Raw genomic sequence first — 15,928 nt, 5'->3', positions numbered from 1 at the left:
ATGATATGGACAAAAGAGCAGCGATATCGACGGATAGAAGAAGCAAGCAAAGAAGAAATCTTGAAATTGCAATCAGAAGTTGAGGGATGCCAATGGCGGCAAACTTTTCACATACAGCCAGAAACAGGTTTATTAAATGATCCCAATGGTTTTTCTTATTATAATGGAGAATATCACTTGTTTTATCAATGGTTTCCGCTAGGACCCGTGCACGGACTAAAATATTGGTATCACACTAAATCAAAGGATCTGGTTCATTGGGAAAATGCCGGAATCGGAATTGAACCCTCAAATGAGTTCGATAGTCATGGGGCTTATTCCGGAAGTGCGATTGAGCATGAGGGGAAACTGCATTTCCTTTATACAGGCAATACTCGTGATGAGAACTGGGTGCGGCATCCCTATCAATGCCTAGCTTTTATGGATGTGACTGGAAAAGTAAATAAGTTAGAACAACCCGTAATAGATCATGTACCATATGGCTATACAGACCACTTCCGTGACCCTAAAGTTTGGAAAGCAGGAAATGAATACTATGCTGTCATAGGTGCGCAGCGGGAGAATGAGACAGGCTGTGTTGTGCTGTATCGTTCTAGGGATTTGCAGAATTGGAATTTTGAAGGGGAATTGCGAACCAGCCTGTCAAGTTTCGGCTATATGTGGGAATGCCCGGACTATTTTGAATTGCAGGACCAAGGTGTTTTAATTTTTTCTCCACAGGGACTAACCCCTAATGGAGATCTGTTTCAAAATATTTATCAATCTGGTTATGTTCTTGGTGAACCACTTGATGTAAGAACACGTACCCTGACACATGGCTCTTTTCGGGAACTGGATAGAGGTTTTGATTTTTATGCACCACAAACGATGTTGGCGCCAGATGGCCGTAGAATTTTAGTAGGTTGGATGGGGCTTCCGGAAATGGAATACCCGACTGACAAAAATGGTTGGGCTCATTGTTTGACGCTGCCTAGAGAATTATCGATCCGTGGAAGCAAGCTCATTCAGCAGCCAGTCAAAGAACTTCAGGGGCTTCGTAAACAACATTATAAAATAAGAGATATCCTCTTAGATGAGAAGAAGGATTACCAGCATTTTAATGGGGCTTCATTTGAGATGATATGTGAATTTGAGAACTTTGATGCGGAAGTATTCGGTATTGAATTCAGAGCGGGTGTAAAGGAAAAAACAATTCTTAAATATGATGCGGTCCAGAAAAAGGTCATATTAGACCGTACTTTCTCAGGAGAACCAGTCGGAGAAAAGTATGGAACTGAGAGGAAATGCTCTGTAGATGGATCTAAAATAAAGCTTCATCTTTTTGCAGATATTTCTTCTGTTGAGATTTTTATAAATGATGGTGAAGAGGTATTTACCTGCAGGATTTTCCCTGGTGCGGATAGCAAGGAGATACGTTTTTTTGCAGAAGGCGGAAGGGCATTATTTCAAGCAAGCAAATGGGACATTTAGTAGGAGCATGAGGTGTAGATGATGAGAACTATGTATTCAATTGGTGAGGTACTGATCGATTTTATTCCCCTTCAAAAGGGAAAAGCGCTAAAAGATGTGGTAGAGTTTGAGCGGGCTCCTGGTGGCGCGCCGGCAAATGTCGCAGCCGCAGTAGCCAAATACGGAGGAAGGGCATCGATGATTACCAAATTAGGTAATGATGCGTTTGGTGATTTTCTTTTAGAGCAGCTTCAGCAGGCAGGGGTGATGACGGATAATATATCAAGAACAAGTGAGGCGAATACAGGGCTTGCCTTCGTATCATTACGAGCTGATGGAGAGAGGGACTTTTCTTTTTATCGCAATCCTTCTGCAGACCTTTTACTGCATGAAAGTGAAATAGAGGAGAATTGGTTTGAAGAGGGTGATATTCTCCATTTCTGTTCAGTAGATTTAGTGGAAAGTCCGATGAAGCAGGCCCATGTAAAGGCAATTCGTTTAGCAAAGGATAAGGGCAGTATAATTAGTTTCGACCCCAATGTCCGTCTGCCTCTGTGGGAACATCCTGAAGCTTGCAGAAATACAATTTTAGAATTTATTCCGAAGGCACACCTTGTGAAAATATCAGATGAAGAGCTAGAATTCATTACTGGAATTGATGAGGTAGATCGAGCGATTCAATCTTTATTTGTTGGGGATGTTAAAGCTGTTATTTTTACAAAAGGTTCCCATGGTGCAGAACTATATATAAAAGGCCAACAATTTCAATCAAGCGGGTTCGCAGTTGATGTGCAGGATACCACTGGAGCTGGAGATGCTTTCATTGGCGGTTTTTTATACAAGCTTTTAGAAAAAAACGTTAGGCAACAAAATCTTGAAGAAGTTCTTCATAAATATCATCAAGAAATCCTTACGTACGCCAATGCAAGTGGAGCTCTTACGACCACAGGAAAAGGGGCGATTTCCTCCCTTCCAACCAAGGAGGAAATCATTCAATTACTGCAAAAATAGGATTTAGTAAAACGTATTATATTAGTTAAAAGTATAGAAATTGATTGACATTATTTCCATAGATTGATAAGGTTGTAAAAAATATTCTTATCCAGAGAGGTGGAGGGACTGGCCCGATGAAACCTCAGCAACAGGTCTACAAAGATACTGTGCTAATTCCTGCGGGTGAAGACCCTGATAGATGAGAGCTTCCGTTTTTATTTGTCAGCAGCGCACTCTTTTCGAGTGCGTTTTTTGCTTTTTCTGGATAGTAGCATAAGGAGTGTAGGAATGGAGAATAAAAACAAGCAAGTATTTCAAAGAAAAATGCAGACACGTCATTTAGTGATGCTGTCGCTTGGCGGAGTCATTGGAACTGGATTATTTTTAAGTTCAGGTTACACCATTCAGCAAGCAGGTCCGTTTGGTACCATACTTTCCTATCTGATTGGAGCCCTAGTGGTTTACCTTGTAATGTTATGTCTAGGGGAGCTCTCCGTACATATGCCTGAAACGGGAGCTTTCCATAGCTATGCAGCTAAATATATCGGGCCCGGGACGGGATACACAGTTGCCTGGTTGTATTGGCTGACTTGGACGGTTGCTTTAGGTTCTGAATTCACAGCTGCAGGATTACTGATGCAGAGGTGGTTTCCATTCATCGGTGTTTGGGTCTGGAGTGCTTTCTTTGCCATTTTGATTTTTGTATTAAATGTACTGACCGTCAAGTTTTTCGCTGAATCTGAATTTTGGTTTTCTTCGATAAAGGTAATTGCTATTATCCTATTTATTGTTTTAGGTGCTGCCGCTTTGGCAGGCATTCTTCCGATGACTCATTCGAATTCAGAACCCTTCTTTTCTAATTTTACAAGCGCAGGTTTATTTCCCCATGGTGCTACTGGCATTTTAATGACCATGCTTGCGGTTAATTTTGCTTTCTCAGGAACGGAATTAATTGGTATTGCAGCAGGGGAAACAGAAAACCCAGAAAAAACAATACCGAAGGCCATTCGTACCACCTTGTGGAGATTGATTATCTTTTTTGTGGGAACAATTGTTATTTTATCAGCGTTATTGCCTATGTCTGACGCAGGAGTATTAGAGAGTCCATTTGTAGCAGTATTAGAACGAATTGGAGTACCATATGCTGCAGACATTATGAACTTTGTTATCCTTACGGCCATTCTATCAGCAGCTAACTCAGGGCTCTATGCCTCTTCGAGAATGCTTTGGTCACTTGCGGATAAGAAGACGATCTCACCGATCTTTGGAAAAATGACAACAAAAGGGGTCCCAATCAATGCGGTCATCTTTAGCATGGTGGGAGGAGCTTTGGCGCTACTCTCCAGTATTGTTGCACCAGATACGGTTTATATCGTACTTGTGTCCATTTCGGGCCTGGCAGTGGTGGTCGTTTGGATGAGTATTAGCTTGTCACAGTTCTTATTTCGGAGACAATATTTGAAGGAAGGAAAATCTGAAAAGGACCTAGTGTATCGAACACCACTTTACCCATTCGTACCAATTGTATCTTTTATCCTTTGTTTGGCATCATGTATTGGAATTGCCTTTGATCCAACACAACGAATTGCCCTGTATTGCGGCCTCCCATTTATTTTGTTTTGCTACGGAAGTTATTATCTAACACAAAATTTAAAGAAAAGGGGCGTAGAGTATGTCCAGCAAAATCGATCCAATTGAGTCCATTTTATCTCAACATTCTATTATGATTCTTGATGGAGCATTAGCTACAGAACTGGAGGCACATGGCTGTAATTTAGACGATCCCCTTTGGTCTGCACGAGTATTACTTGAAAAACCGGAATTGATTTATCGAGTTCATGCTGATTATTTTCGTGCAGGGGCGGACTGTGCTATTACGGCAAGCTATCAAGCTACGATTGATGGATTTGCAGCACGTGGAATAAAAGAAGCGGAGGCTATTGAGTTAATTAAGAAAACGGTGCAGCTGGCAAAAAGGGCACGAGATGATTTTTGGAAGGAAAATAGAGAAACCAATCGGCCGAAACCGTTGGTTGCAGGATCAGTTGGACCTTATGGGGCGTACCTTGCAGATGGTTCTGAATATGTAGGGAATTATGGTGTATCCGATCAAACGTTAGCTGAATTCCATCGGCCAAGAATTTCTGCCTTAGTCGAGGCAGGTGCCGACCTGTTAGCATTTGAAACAATACCGTCCTTGCAGGAGGCAAGAGTACTAGATTCATTGTTGCGAGAATTTCCAGACACCTATGCATGGTTATCCTTTTCTTTAAAAAATGAAGAAGAGATTAGTGAGGGTACCAATCTGGCGAACTGTGCTAGGTTGTTTGAAAACAGCGAACAAATTGTTGCGATTGGACTCAATTGTGCACCAATTAATGTTGTTACTGGTGCCATTCAGGAGCTGAGCGCAAACACGAATAAGCCGATTCTTGTTTATCCGAACTCGGGTGAAACCTATAATGCAGAAACAAAAACATGGCATGGCCATGAACAATGTAATGCGTTTGATAGTCAATCTGAGGAATGGTATAAAGCAGGAGCACAGTTAATAGGAGGATGCTGCAGAACCACTCCTCTACACATTGAGGAGATTTCAAAAAAATGGCGGCCTTCTGAGGTTTTGCTCCACGATTAAAAATAAAACTAATGATATTTAAATGAAATCAATAAACAGACCGATGGTGGATATTACCGTTGGTCTGTTTTTTTTATTCGTTTTATGTTTTAACGAATACCGAAGACTATAAAGAAAAAAACTTTTATGAAGCTTGCTTTTTTTAATTACAAAATCTATGAAAATGCTTACAGAGTATTATGATGGAAGTATAAATTTAAAGTGTAAACGACAACTCTACTAATTGTTTGCATAAATTTAAAAGGGGAGAGATAGGATATGTCAGTCTTAAGAGATGAAGCATTAAAGATGCATAAGGAACATCAAGGGAAACTTGCAGTTACTTCTAAGGTTCCAGTAAATAATGCTAAAGATTTAAGTTTAGCTTATTCTCCTGGTGTGGCAGAACCTTGCCTGGATATTCACAAGGATGAAAGTAAGGTATATGATTACACAATGAAGGGGAATCTAGTTGCAGTTGTATCAAATGGAACGGCTGTACTTGGTCTTGGAAATATCGGTCCAAAAGCTGCAATGCCGGTAATGGAAGGAAAGGCAGTGTTATTTAAGTCATTTGCCAATGTGGATGCGTTCCCTATTTGTCTAGATACCACTGACACAAAAGAAATTGTGAGTACGGTCAAATTATTAGAACCTACCTTTGGAGGAATAAACTTAGAAGATATTGCTGCACCCCAATGTTTTGAAATTGAAGATCAGCTGCGAAAAGCTTGTGATATCCCTATTTTTCATGATGATCAGCATGGTACAGCTATTGTAACAGCTGCAGGATTAATTAACGCCCTTATACTAGCAAACAAAAAATTAGAAGATATCCGTGTTGTGGTAAATGGTGCTGGGGCAGCAGGAGTGGCGATTGTAAAACTCTTGCTTCATATGGGGGTAAAGGATGTTATTCTTTGTGATACAAAAGGAGTCATCTATAAGGGGCGCCCTTTTGGAATGAATAAATTCAAAGATGAAATGGCTGAGGTTACAAACAAAGAACAAAAAGAAGGAATGTTGGCGGATGCTCTTGTTGGTGCTGACGTATTCGTTGGTGTTTCAGCAGCAGGTGCCGTAACAAAAGAAATGGTTCGTACAATGCAACGTGACCCGATTATTTTTGCCATGGCCAACCCGGTACCGGAGATTATGCCGGAAGAAGCAAAACAAGCGGGAGCATTGGTTGTAGGTACAGGACGTTCGGACTATTCAAATCAGGTCAATAATGTTTTGGCGTTTCCGGGAATTTTCCGCGGAGCATTAGATGTTCAGGCAAGCGAAATCAATGAGGAAATGAAGATTGCTGCAGTTCATGCCATTGCTGGTTTAATTTCAGAAGTAGAACTTCATGCAGACTATGTCATACCCAATCCATTTGATCAGAGAGTAGCTGCACATGTTGCAGCAGCAGTTGCTTCAGCTGCAATGGAAACAGGTGTTTCCCGAAAGAATATCAGTGTAGAGCAAATTAAAGCCAGCCTATCAATAGCAAAAGAAGAAACAAAACTTGCACTAGTTTAAACTAATCAAAAGAAGAAAATCCCTTTTAAACGGGATTTTCTTTTTTATTAAACGTCATAGTGATTTTACATGGAGGAAGAAGATGAAAAAAGGAAGATGGAGTTTACAGTCAATCATTACTATTTTTGTCTGTGTTGTCGTAACTGTTTCACTCCTTATAACGGACTTACTTATCAGTAATAGGGTTGCAGAAGGTACGAAAGAAAGTCAGGTTGAAAAGGCCAAAAATGTTGCTTTAATGATCTCACATAGTCCGCTTGTTATTGATGCAATGAGTGGGAAACGGGATGAAAAGGATATTCAGCAGTTTGCAAATGAAATAAGAGTGGCCACAAATGTAGAGTTTGTTGTGGTGATGGATATGAGGGGGATACGGAAATCCCATCCCGATGTCAACAAGGTAGGAAAACGATTTATGGGTGGTGATGAAGGTCCTGTACTAAAAGGAAAGGAACATGTTTCTTTTGCAAGAGGAACCCTGGGCCCATCCTTGCGCTACTTTACACCCATCTTTGAAAAAGGAGGAAAACAAGTAGGGGCAGCAGCTGTCGGAATTTCTCTCAATAATGTGGAAAAGGCAGTCAATAAGAGTAGGACCGGTATCTACATTGGAACATTGGTCGGGATAGTAATAGGGGTAATTGGAGCAGTCTTGCTAGCTAGATATATAAAAAGAATTTTATTAGGGCTCGAGCCTTTTGCCATCGCAAGGTTATTAGAGGAGCGAAGTGCTATGCTGCAATCTGTGCGTGAGGGAATAGTGGCGGTTGATCAAGAATCGAGGATTACACTTGTCAATCGAGCCGCTTTAAAGCTATTTCAAAAAGCAGGATTGAGCCAAGAGCCTATTGGGAGAAATGTAGAGGAATACTTGCCCGCAACTCGCTTAAGCAAAGTTCTCAAAACCGGCAGAGCAGAACTGGATGAAGAACAAAATTTAAACGGATTATCGATATTAGTCAATCGGGTCCCAGTGGTTGTGGGAAATAATGCAGTAGGAGCTATTGCCACCTTTCGTGATAAGACGGAAATGCAAATCCTAGCGGAACAACTAACAGGAGTACGTATATACGCAGACGCGCTTCGTGCGCAGACGCATGAGTTTATGAATAAACTCCATGTCATCCTTGGAATGGTGCGTATGGGCTATTATGACAAATTAGCTGAGTATATAAACGATATAGTAAAACACCGAAAAACAGAAATAGGGTTCATTACAAAAAAGATTCAAGACCCTGTGTTAGCTGGTTTTCTTATTGGGAAGTTAAGCTATGCTAGGGAATCTGGGGTAGAATTATCCGTTTCCTGTAATCATCCTCTGCCACCACCTGATGATTCCCATCTTACACACGAGCTGATTACAACACTAGGTAATTTAATTGATAATGCGGTCGAGGCTGTGGCTGATTGCTCTATCAAAAAGATTGACGTAGAATTCGATTATGGAGATGACATTTTAACAATAGAGGTAAAAGATACTGGAATTGGAATGAGTGAAGCTATGCAAAATAAAATTGTTCAAAAGGGATTCTCAACTAAAGGGGAAAACAGAGGTTTAGGTCTGTATCTAGTCTCACAAGCCATAGAAAAATGGGAAGGGGAATTGATTATTGCATCTAAGCCTAAAAAAGGCACGATATTTTCCCTCTATATACCCTATAAGGCAGAGGGGGAGATTGGATGATCCGGGTGATGATTGTAGAAGATGATCCAATGGTAGCAGAGTTCAATAAAAGCTATCTTGCTAAAGTTAACGGTTTTCAGTTAACAGCAATGGCAAGATCAGTAGAAGATGCTATAAGAATTATCGAAAATCAAGATTTCGATCTTATACTATTGGATATTTTTATGCCTGGAAAACAGGGACTCGAGCTTCTAATTTTTCTGCGCGAAAAGGAGAAAGAAACGGATGTAATTATCATTTCAGCTGCGTCAGATATGGATAGAATACAAAAAGCATTAAGATACGGAGCTGTCGATTATTTAATCAAACCATTTGAATTCGAACGTTTTCAACTAGCATTAACAGCCTATTTGGAAAAAAGGGAATTTATTAAAAATCAACCTGTCACCAGTCAGGATGAACTTGATTATCAGCTATTACGCCGGGAAGAAAAAACAATTTTAGAAGAGCTGCCCAAAGGGTTAACAAAGGATACATTGAAACAAATTTGGGACGCAATTCAGGAGATGAAAGACGGTCCGTTCTCAACAGAGGATGTTGTGAAAATAGTTGGAATTTCAAGAGTATCCGTTCGAAAGTATTTAAACTTTTTAAAAGGTATTGGGATTCTTGAGGTAAAGGTCATTTATGGAACAGTCGGAAGACCTGTTTACCAACATCATTTTAATAAATATAAGGAACATTTGATTAAAAATTTTTTGTAATAGGTATAGATTAAGACCAAAAGGGACACCTCCTCAATGTTGGGGCTGTCCCTTAAAGATTTTTATAGGATTAGATGTCCTGCTACTTTACCTTGATTTATGGTGAACAGAATCAAGGCGGAAAGTATATATTCAAATCATAGGCGAGTAAAGGACATTTATTTGTTAATCTAACTAATTACTAAAATATTTGTTTGCAATTTTTTCAGCTGTACGTGTGGCAAGAGCTTGGGTGGTAAGAGTTGGATTAGGCCCGCCCAGGCTATTGTAAAGTACGCTGTTATCTGCAATAAATAACCTTTTTACCTGATGTGCCTCGCAATTTGTGTCCGTGACATAACCAATTCGCATGGTACTGTGAATATGAATAAACACACCTGGCGGCATGTTTGTACGAATGATCTGTTTTGCACCAGCCTTTATTAAAATATCTGCCCCAATTCTAGTTAAGTATTCTCTTTTAGGAATGTCGTTTTTACTAGGGTTATAATTAAGGGTAGGAACATGACCATGCTCATCCATTCGAACGGGATCTAACGAAATTCCATTCCTTTGATTCACCTCGTCATCAATAATTACGGCAATACTTAGAGTCCTTGGATAATCGGACATGACCTTTTTTAGCATCGAACCTGTTATTACTCCTTCTAATCCCTTTAGGGAAGGAGTGTTGAAGAGGGCATAACCCGATTGGCTGGATCCATATAATAAAGTAGAGTAAGCACCAGGACTGGTTCCAAAAGCTAATAGCATCCCAAGACCAGGGTAGTCAAATCTTGCCCCAGAGGTTTGTCCTATGTACGGTAATCCCTCTGAAATTCCCAAGATGTTGGTTAAGACCCTCTCATCAAATATACCTGTAATACAATCAAACCAATGGTTCGTTAAGCCCTTTCCTACCCAAGTGTTATCTGGTAGTTTCGAATTCAGCCAAAGTCGAGGTGTTTCAATCACACCAGCTGACATAACGATAACCTTTGCTCTTAATTCAGTTATTTCAGCTGTCCATGTGTTTCTAACCTCTACTCCGATCGCTGAAAGTCCTCTAGTGGAATCATCATCAGTTAAAATCTTGGTCACAAACGTGTTTGGTTGAATTTCGACATTTCCTGTCTTTAGAGCCAATGGTATGTAACTAACTAATGTTGACCGTTTCGCAATAGTTTCAACGGAAGGCCCCATTTTACAACCATTTATGCAATGCCCTCTGAGTGTACATCCTAAATGTGGCTCATTAAAGTCAAATCCAGGATTATTGATCTGCGGGTCAGGCTGAAGAATGGCATTTGGCTGCGGACGGTATCCTGGAGTTGTAACATTATTGGTTTTTAATAGCGACCACCCTGCTTTTTTCGCTCCATAAAAAAATAACTCCTCTTTTGCTGTCATGGGTGCTGGTTTCACAGGAAGAGTAGCTTCGACTTTTTCATAGTAGGGAATCAATTCACGATAGGAAATAGGCCATACGTGATCGACTGCCATCGGATAAGCCCGTGGTGAGTTTGCAAGGTATTGTAGGGATGTTCCTCCTATCCCAGAATTCTGCCAGATAAATCCCTTTTGCTGTAATCCCCGAAACCACGGCTTTTGATTCCTGTCAGCCGGTCCCCAACGTAATTTTCCGGATACCAAATCGTTCATGTCTTCTTCATAATCGGTAAAACATTTGTCCAAAATGTTTTTACTCAAATCGGTTACGCTCGAGCTGGTTAGGGCTCCAGGATGCTTGTTAGGTTCGGGCCATTTTTGATTGCCGTACCAGGGCCCAGCTTCCAATAGTAAAACAGATATTCCCTTTTCACCAAGTTCTTTGGCGATGACCGCGCCGCCGCCGCCTGCTCCAATAACAATTACATCAGCATCAAGACACATGCTTAGGTTCCTCCTATTCTATAAACCTATCGACTAGGTATCCCCGAAATGCATGATACCCTTTTGAAGGGCCGGGATATTTGACTTGGATCCAACTTATGGGAAATGTTTCTAAACTCCGATTGTTAGGTGGGTTCAAACGTGTTGTCCCATATCCAGACCATTCCGAATAGAAACCAAACATAGCAAGCCTGTTTATAACATCAATGACAGGCAGTACAAAACGAGGATTCTGGTTAAAAGGATATGGTAAGTATGCAGGATTAATCGTAAGTTGTTCTAAAAGAGTTACGGAGCGTAAACGGTCTTCTGGTGTTAGGGCTGAGAAAATTATGTTATTAGGAATTTTATAAAAGGTAAGGGTCTGGATATTCCCGCTGTTTAATGCTAATTGATGGGCCGCTAATTCAAGCAGTTCAGCTGTTTGTCTTGATAATGAGTAGTTTGTATTTTTTAGGAGGGAAATCGAATGGTCTAGTGTCCAGATGATGTATTCATGAATGAGTAATTCAGATGCACCAAAGTATTGTACGTTAAAAAGTTTTTGAGCAAGCGGTGGAGTAGTAGGGATCATTGCCTCTACAAAAGCTTCGAATACGGTCTTAGTAAATGGATCAGTGCCCATATAACCCACCTCTTTAACTTGTTACTAAAATACACTTTTATATTTATATGTGTGCTTAATGAAGAAAATATCTAACCATTTTATATGTATTTGGAGCTCAGCTCCCTCTATTAATGGATTGAGGGAGCATTCTTACCTTATTAATCTTACTGATAAAATACTTTGGTCTGAAGTATTTCGAGGGCACGTTCAATATCCTCTAAATCCTCATTCGAAGCATTCTGGATGCGGGTTAAAAACCGAGATTCTATCGATGTGAAGGCTTCGTTCATCATGTTTTTTCCATTATGCGAAAGACGAATATATTGTTTTCGCCGATCTTCGGTATCAGTCACCTTTTCAATCAACCCTTTTTCAGTTAATTTTCTAAGCTCACGACTTGTGTTTGGCATAGACATGTTTTGACAATCGCTAACATCACTTGGTGTCACAGGTTGATTAACCGCAATATATTCAAGAATATGATATTGAACTTGTGAGATTAAATCTGACTTTACATCTTTGGTTAATTCAGTGGTCACACGATGAACAGAAGCTGTGAACGACACAAGTTTATAAAAAAGAGCATTTTTGTCCATTTTTCTCACCTCTTAAGGACAAGATAACAAAGTTGTTATCAAAATACAATTATCAATTGATAAATAGTATGGATGATGATACTATTTAGTTATCAATTGATAAGTAAGGGGTGCAATATGAAGCTGCTGGTCATTTACACATATCCAAATCACCAAAGTTTAAATTATGCATTTTTACAAAAGGTGATCAAAGGTAGTAATGAAAATCCTAATATCAAGGAAATGCAGGTCTTAGATTTATATGAAGAGAAATTTAATCCACTCCTGGTCTTTAACGAACAAAAACGCAGACGTGATATGTATAAGGAGCCTAGTACTGAAAAATATAGAAAACAAATTATGTGGGCTGACAAGATTGTTTTTATCTATCCAATTTGGTGGGGGAGACCTCCGGCAATGCTTATGGGATATATAGATCAATTATTTGCTGCCAATTTTGCATATAGAGACAAGAAAGGGCTTTTCCCAGAAGGGCTTTTGAAAGGAAAGTCCGTCGTATGTGTATCAACCATGAAAGGGCCTGCCCACTATCCATTACTTTGGTTACATAATGCTCATAAAATCTTAATGAAAAAAGCCTTATTCAATTTCGTCGGCATCAAGAAGGTGAAGTTCTTTGAGTTTGGAAATATGGAAAGTCCTAAGGGAAATCAAATGAAGAAGCTAGAAAGGATTTATAGATATTTTAAAACGATAGATCATTAAGAGGTTAGCCCTCATAATGTTCTTTTTTTGTTATATACTATTCAACCGGTGATTCTATTCTTTAGTTAGTCAAACTAGGTATTTATTACCAGTATAATTTTATTAAAAAAGCAGATGAAAGCGTTGACAATTAATCTAAACATGATAGAATCAAAGCATAAACAAAAACAAAATAAAACATTCCCTTTTAGGATTGTTACTGTCCGGCAGGCAAAACCTAAATTACTCAAAGTATGAGAATGCTATGTTCTTATATTCTGAGTAGTTTAGGTTTTTTGTTTTTCTTGGACTGAAAGCGAATACAAAAATAGCTTTATAAATTATGGAGGTGTTTTTTATGGCTAAAAAGGATTACACAGGATTAACAAAGGACATTTTAGAGTTAGTCGGCGGGAAAGAAAATATTAACAGTGTGTTTCATTGTGTGACAAGACTTCGTTTTAAATTAAAGGATGAGAAAATCGCCAAAACAGACGAAATCAAAAATTTAGAGGGCGTTGTGACCGTTATGCAAAGCGGCGGGCAATATCAGGTTGTTATTGGTAACCACGTACCTGATGTCTATGCAACGTTCTTACGAGTAGCGAATATGAGTGGAGCAGTTGATAATGATGCAGGAGAAGAAAACAAAGCAGGATTACTTGCTAGATTTATAGATATGATTTCTGGAGTATTTACTCCGATCCTAGGCGTTTTAGCCGCAACAGGTATGATTAAAGGTTTCGCTGCACTAATCCTTGCTTTAGGCTGGGTGACAGCAACATCAGGAACTTATAACTTACTAAATATCGCAGGAGACGGTTTATTCAATTTCTTACCAATCTTCTTAGGATACACAGCAATGAAAAAATTCGGTGGGACACCTTTTATCGGAATGGCAATTGCCGCGGCTTTGGTGCACCCAACATTGTCAACGTTAACAGCAGGAAATCCGCTTTATACACTATTTAAAGGTTCATTATTCCAGTCTGATATTCGCATTACATTCTTAGGTATTCCAGTTATCATGATGAGTTATGCTTCATCCGTTATTCCGATTTTACTTTCAGCATTTTTTGCAGCAAAAGTAGAAAAAGGTTTCAAAAAAATTGTTCCAGATGTTGTAAAAACTTTCGTAGTTCCATTTTTAACGATTATCATTATGGTTCCATTAACTTTCTTAGTGATTGGTCCAGTTGCTACATGGGCAGGTACTCTTCTTGGTGCCGCGACACTATGGATTTATAAGCTAAGCCCTGTTGTAGCAGGTTTAATACTCGGAGGGTTCTGGCAAATATTCGTTATCTTTGGACTTCACTGGGGACTTGTTCCAATCGCCATTAACAACTTAACAACTTTACATTTTGACCCAGTGCTAGCAACAACCGTTATGGTATGTTTCGCACAAATTGGTGCAGTATTAGCAGTTATGTTAAAGACAAAAAACAAAGGATTGAAATCACTAAGTGTTCCAGCTTTCATTTCAGGTATTTTTGGTGTTACAGAACCAGCTATTTACGGTGTAACGTTACCACTTAAAAAACCTTTTATTATGAGCTGTATCGGTGGTGCAGTCGGTGGTGGTATTATTGGTGCTACTGCAGGGAAATTATGGATGTTTGGTGGAATGGGTATCTTCGTTTTCCCAGCCTTTATCAAACCAGGTTCATCACTAGATATGTCTTTCTACGGAGCAATCATTGCTTTAGTTGCAGGCTTTGTAGTAGCGTTTGTTTTAACTTATCTATTCGGTTTCAAAGATCCAGCAAATAAAGAAAAAGCAACTAATGAACCAAAGACAGTAAAAGTGATGGATAAAAACCGTACGCAAGAGGTTGCAAGTCCGTTAAAAGGAAAAGTCATTCCATTAAGTCAAGTGGAAGACGCAGCATTTTCAAGTGAAGTTATGGGTAAAGGCGTTGCAATTGAACCATCAGAAGGAAAAGTAGTTTCTCCAGTTAACGGTGTGGTAACCACACTATTCAGAACCAAACATGCAGTTGGCATTACATCCGATAATGGCGTGGAAATCCTCATTCATGTTGGCATGGATACTGTTAAGTTAGAAGGAGAACACTTTACCGCTCATATCAATCAAGGCGATACCGTCAAAGCAGGTGATTTATTAGTAGAATTTGACATCGCTAAAATTAAAGCAGCGGGTTGTGAAGTAACAACACCTATTATCATCACCAACACTGGAGATTACGCAGAAATTAATCCAACAGCAAAAAAAGCAATCGAACAGAAAGAAACATTATTAACGATTTGTGGTTAATGAAAAAAGAAGCGTGGGGACGGTTCTGCTGCTCCGGAATCCCGAAGCATGAGAAACGTCCCTATGCTCCACAAAAGTGCCTTACCCATTTGGGGTGAAGGCGCTTTTTGTTGTTCAGTGAAGTGTGTTAGAATTTCTTAGGTGAGGTGGGGAAAGTGGAGCAGCTGATTTATACACTTTTAGCTTATATAAATAATTCTCTTAATAAGGATATCAATTATTACATAGCGAAAAGTCTTTTGGAGCATATCCATAAGATAGAGAGTTTTTCATTAGATAGTGTTGCAGAGGCATGTAATGTGGCTCCTTCGACAATTAATCGTTTTTGCAAAAGGATTGGTTTTAAAAATTTTTCAAATCTAAGAAATAGTGTTGCTGTTCCAATGGGAGCCTCTTTCCATGAAAATTCTGATTCTGAATTAAGTACACAGATGTTTTTTAAACAATTAAATGAAAATATTGAGATGATAGATAATATCCCAACGTCTCAGATTGATCAGATAGCAAATCAAATTAAGAAATCGAGAAGAATTGTGATCTTAGGTTTTGAAAAACATCAAGTTCAAGCAATGGAATTGCAAAAAAAGCTATTCCTTCTTGGAAAGCTATGTGAATGTGATACAAATCTATTTAAACAAATTGATGCATTATCAGATTTATCGGATGAAGACATGATTATAACGATTTCCATTCAAGGAAATATCCTTTCTAATCATTTACCAATTAGTGAAAAAATCAAAAACGCTAAAGGTAAGAAACTGCTGATTACTTTTTCTAGTGAGCTTCGTAACTTGGAAATATTCGATGAAATTTTGCAATGTGGCAAAATTGAGAATGGTAGTGTTAGCAGCTATACCCTATTGCGATTGTTTGATGTTCTATTCAGTCGCTATCAGCGTTTTTTGGAAATCTAACTT

The 15,928-nt window shown here is 39.2% G+C and carries 13 protein-coding genes and 1 riboswitch; of the genes, 10 read left to right on the top strand and 3 right to left on the bottom strand.

Annotated features, from left to right (window positions below; all coding sequences use genetic code 11):
* The 7 genes from COD92_RS22865 (at position 1) to COD92_RS22835 (ending at position 8,974) form a co-directional block, all read left to right on the top strand.
* Entirely contained in the window at positions 1-1,470 is a 1,470-nt protein-coding gene (locus tag COD92_RS22865; protein WP_098532188.1) for a glycoside hydrolase family 32 protein, read from the top strand.
* Between the two features lie 21 nt (positions 1,471-1,491).
* A complete protein-coding gene (locus COD92_RS22860; RefSeq protein WP_098532189.1) occupies positions 1,492-2,460 on the top strand; it encodes a carbohydrate kinase family protein in 969 nt (322 codons plus the stop codon).
* Positions 2,461-2,544: 84 nt separating this feature from the next.
* Positions 2,545-2,648, top strand: a riboswitch (SAM riboswitch).
* An 82-nt stretch (positions 2,649-2,730) separates the two neighbouring features.
* On the top strand, positions 2,731-4,140 hold the full coding sequence (gene mmuP, locus COD92_RS22855; protein ID WP_098532190.1) for an S-methylmethionine permease: 1,410 nt from the start codon (positions 2,731-2,733) through the stop codon (positions 4,138-4,140).
* On the top strand, positions 4,115-5,080 hold the full coding sequence (mmuM, locus tag COD92_RS22850) for a homocysteine S-methyltransferase (RefSeq protein ID WP_098532191.1): 966 nt from the start codon (positions 4,115-4,117) through the stop codon (positions 5,078-5,080). Before mmuP ends, mmuM begins: the two co-directional genes overlap by 26 nt.
* A gap of 258 nt (positions 5,081-5,338) precedes the next feature.
* Positions 5,339-6,586, top strand: coding sequence for an NAD(P)-dependent malic enzyme (locus tag COD92_RS22845; RefSeq protein ID WP_098532192.1), 1,248 nt, complete (start codon positions 5,339-5,341; stop codon positions 6,584-6,586).
* Positions 6,587-6,668: 82 nt separating this feature from the next.
* Complete coding sequence (gene dcuS / locus COD92_RS22840) at positions 6,669-8,270, top strand: DcuS/MalK family sensor histidine kinase (protein ID WP_098532193.1); 1,602 nt, start codon at positions 6,669-6,671, stop codon at positions 8,268-8,270.
* Positions 8,267-8,974, top strand: coding sequence for a response regulator (locus tag COD92_RS22835; RefSeq protein ID WP_098532194.1), 708 nt, complete (start codon positions 8,267-8,269; stop codon positions 8,972-8,974). The genes dcuS and COD92_RS22835 overlap by 4 nt, the downstream gene beginning before the upstream one ends.
* A 174-nt stretch (positions 8,975-9,148) precedes the next feature.
* Here the strand turns inward: COD92_RS22835 and COD92_RS22830 are convergent, their stop codons facing one another.
* The 3 genes from COD92_RS22830 to COD92_RS22820 form a co-directional block, all read right to left on the bottom strand.
* Positions 9,149-10,846, bottom strand: coding sequence for a GMC family oxidoreductase N-terminal domain-containing protein (locus tag COD92_RS22830; RefSeq protein ID WP_098532195.1), 1,698 nt, complete (start codon positions 10,844-10,846; stop codon positions 9,149-9,151).
* A gap of 13 nt (positions 10,847-10,859) precedes the next feature.
* A complete protein-coding gene (locus tag COD92_RS22825; protein WP_098532196.1) occupies positions 10,860-11,471 on the bottom strand; it encodes a hypothetical protein in 612 nt (203 codons plus the stop codon).
* Between the two features lie 146 nt (positions 11,472-11,617).
* A complete protein-coding gene (locus tag COD92_RS22820) occupies positions 11,618-12,049 on the bottom strand; it encodes a MarR family winged helix-turn-helix transcriptional regulator (RefSeq protein ID WP_098532197.1) in 432 nt (143 codons plus the stop codon).
* Positions 12,050-12,166: 117 nt separating this feature from the next.
* Here COD92_RS22820 and COD92_RS22815 point away from each other — a divergent pair, with 117 nt between their 5' ends.
* The 3 genes from COD92_RS22815 (at position 12,167) to COD92_RS22805 (ending at position 15,925) form a co-directional block, all read left to right on the top strand.
* On the top strand, positions 12,167-12,754 hold the full coding sequence (locus COD92_RS22815) for an NAD(P)H-dependent oxidoreductase (protein ID WP_098532198.1): 588 nt from the start codon (positions 12,167-12,169) through the stop codon (positions 12,752-12,754).
* Between the two features lie 337 nt (positions 12,755-13,091).
* Complete coding sequence (locus tag COD92_RS22810; protein WP_098532199.1) at positions 13,092-15,011, top strand: beta-glucoside-specific PTS transporter subunit IIABC; 1,920 nt, start codon at positions 13,092-13,094, stop codon at positions 15,009-15,011.
* A 155-nt stretch (positions 15,012-15,166) separates the two neighbouring features.
* A complete protein-coding gene (locus COD92_RS22805) occupies positions 15,167-15,925 on the top strand; it encodes a MurR/RpiR family transcriptional regulator (protein ID WP_176541332.1) in 759 nt (252 codons plus the stop codon).
* The last annotated feature ends 3 nt before the right edge of the window (positions 15,926-15,928 follow it).

The organism is Bacillus sp. AFS037270 (assembly GCF_002585305.1).
This window is presented reverse-complemented; position numbering and strand designations above follow the sequence as displayed.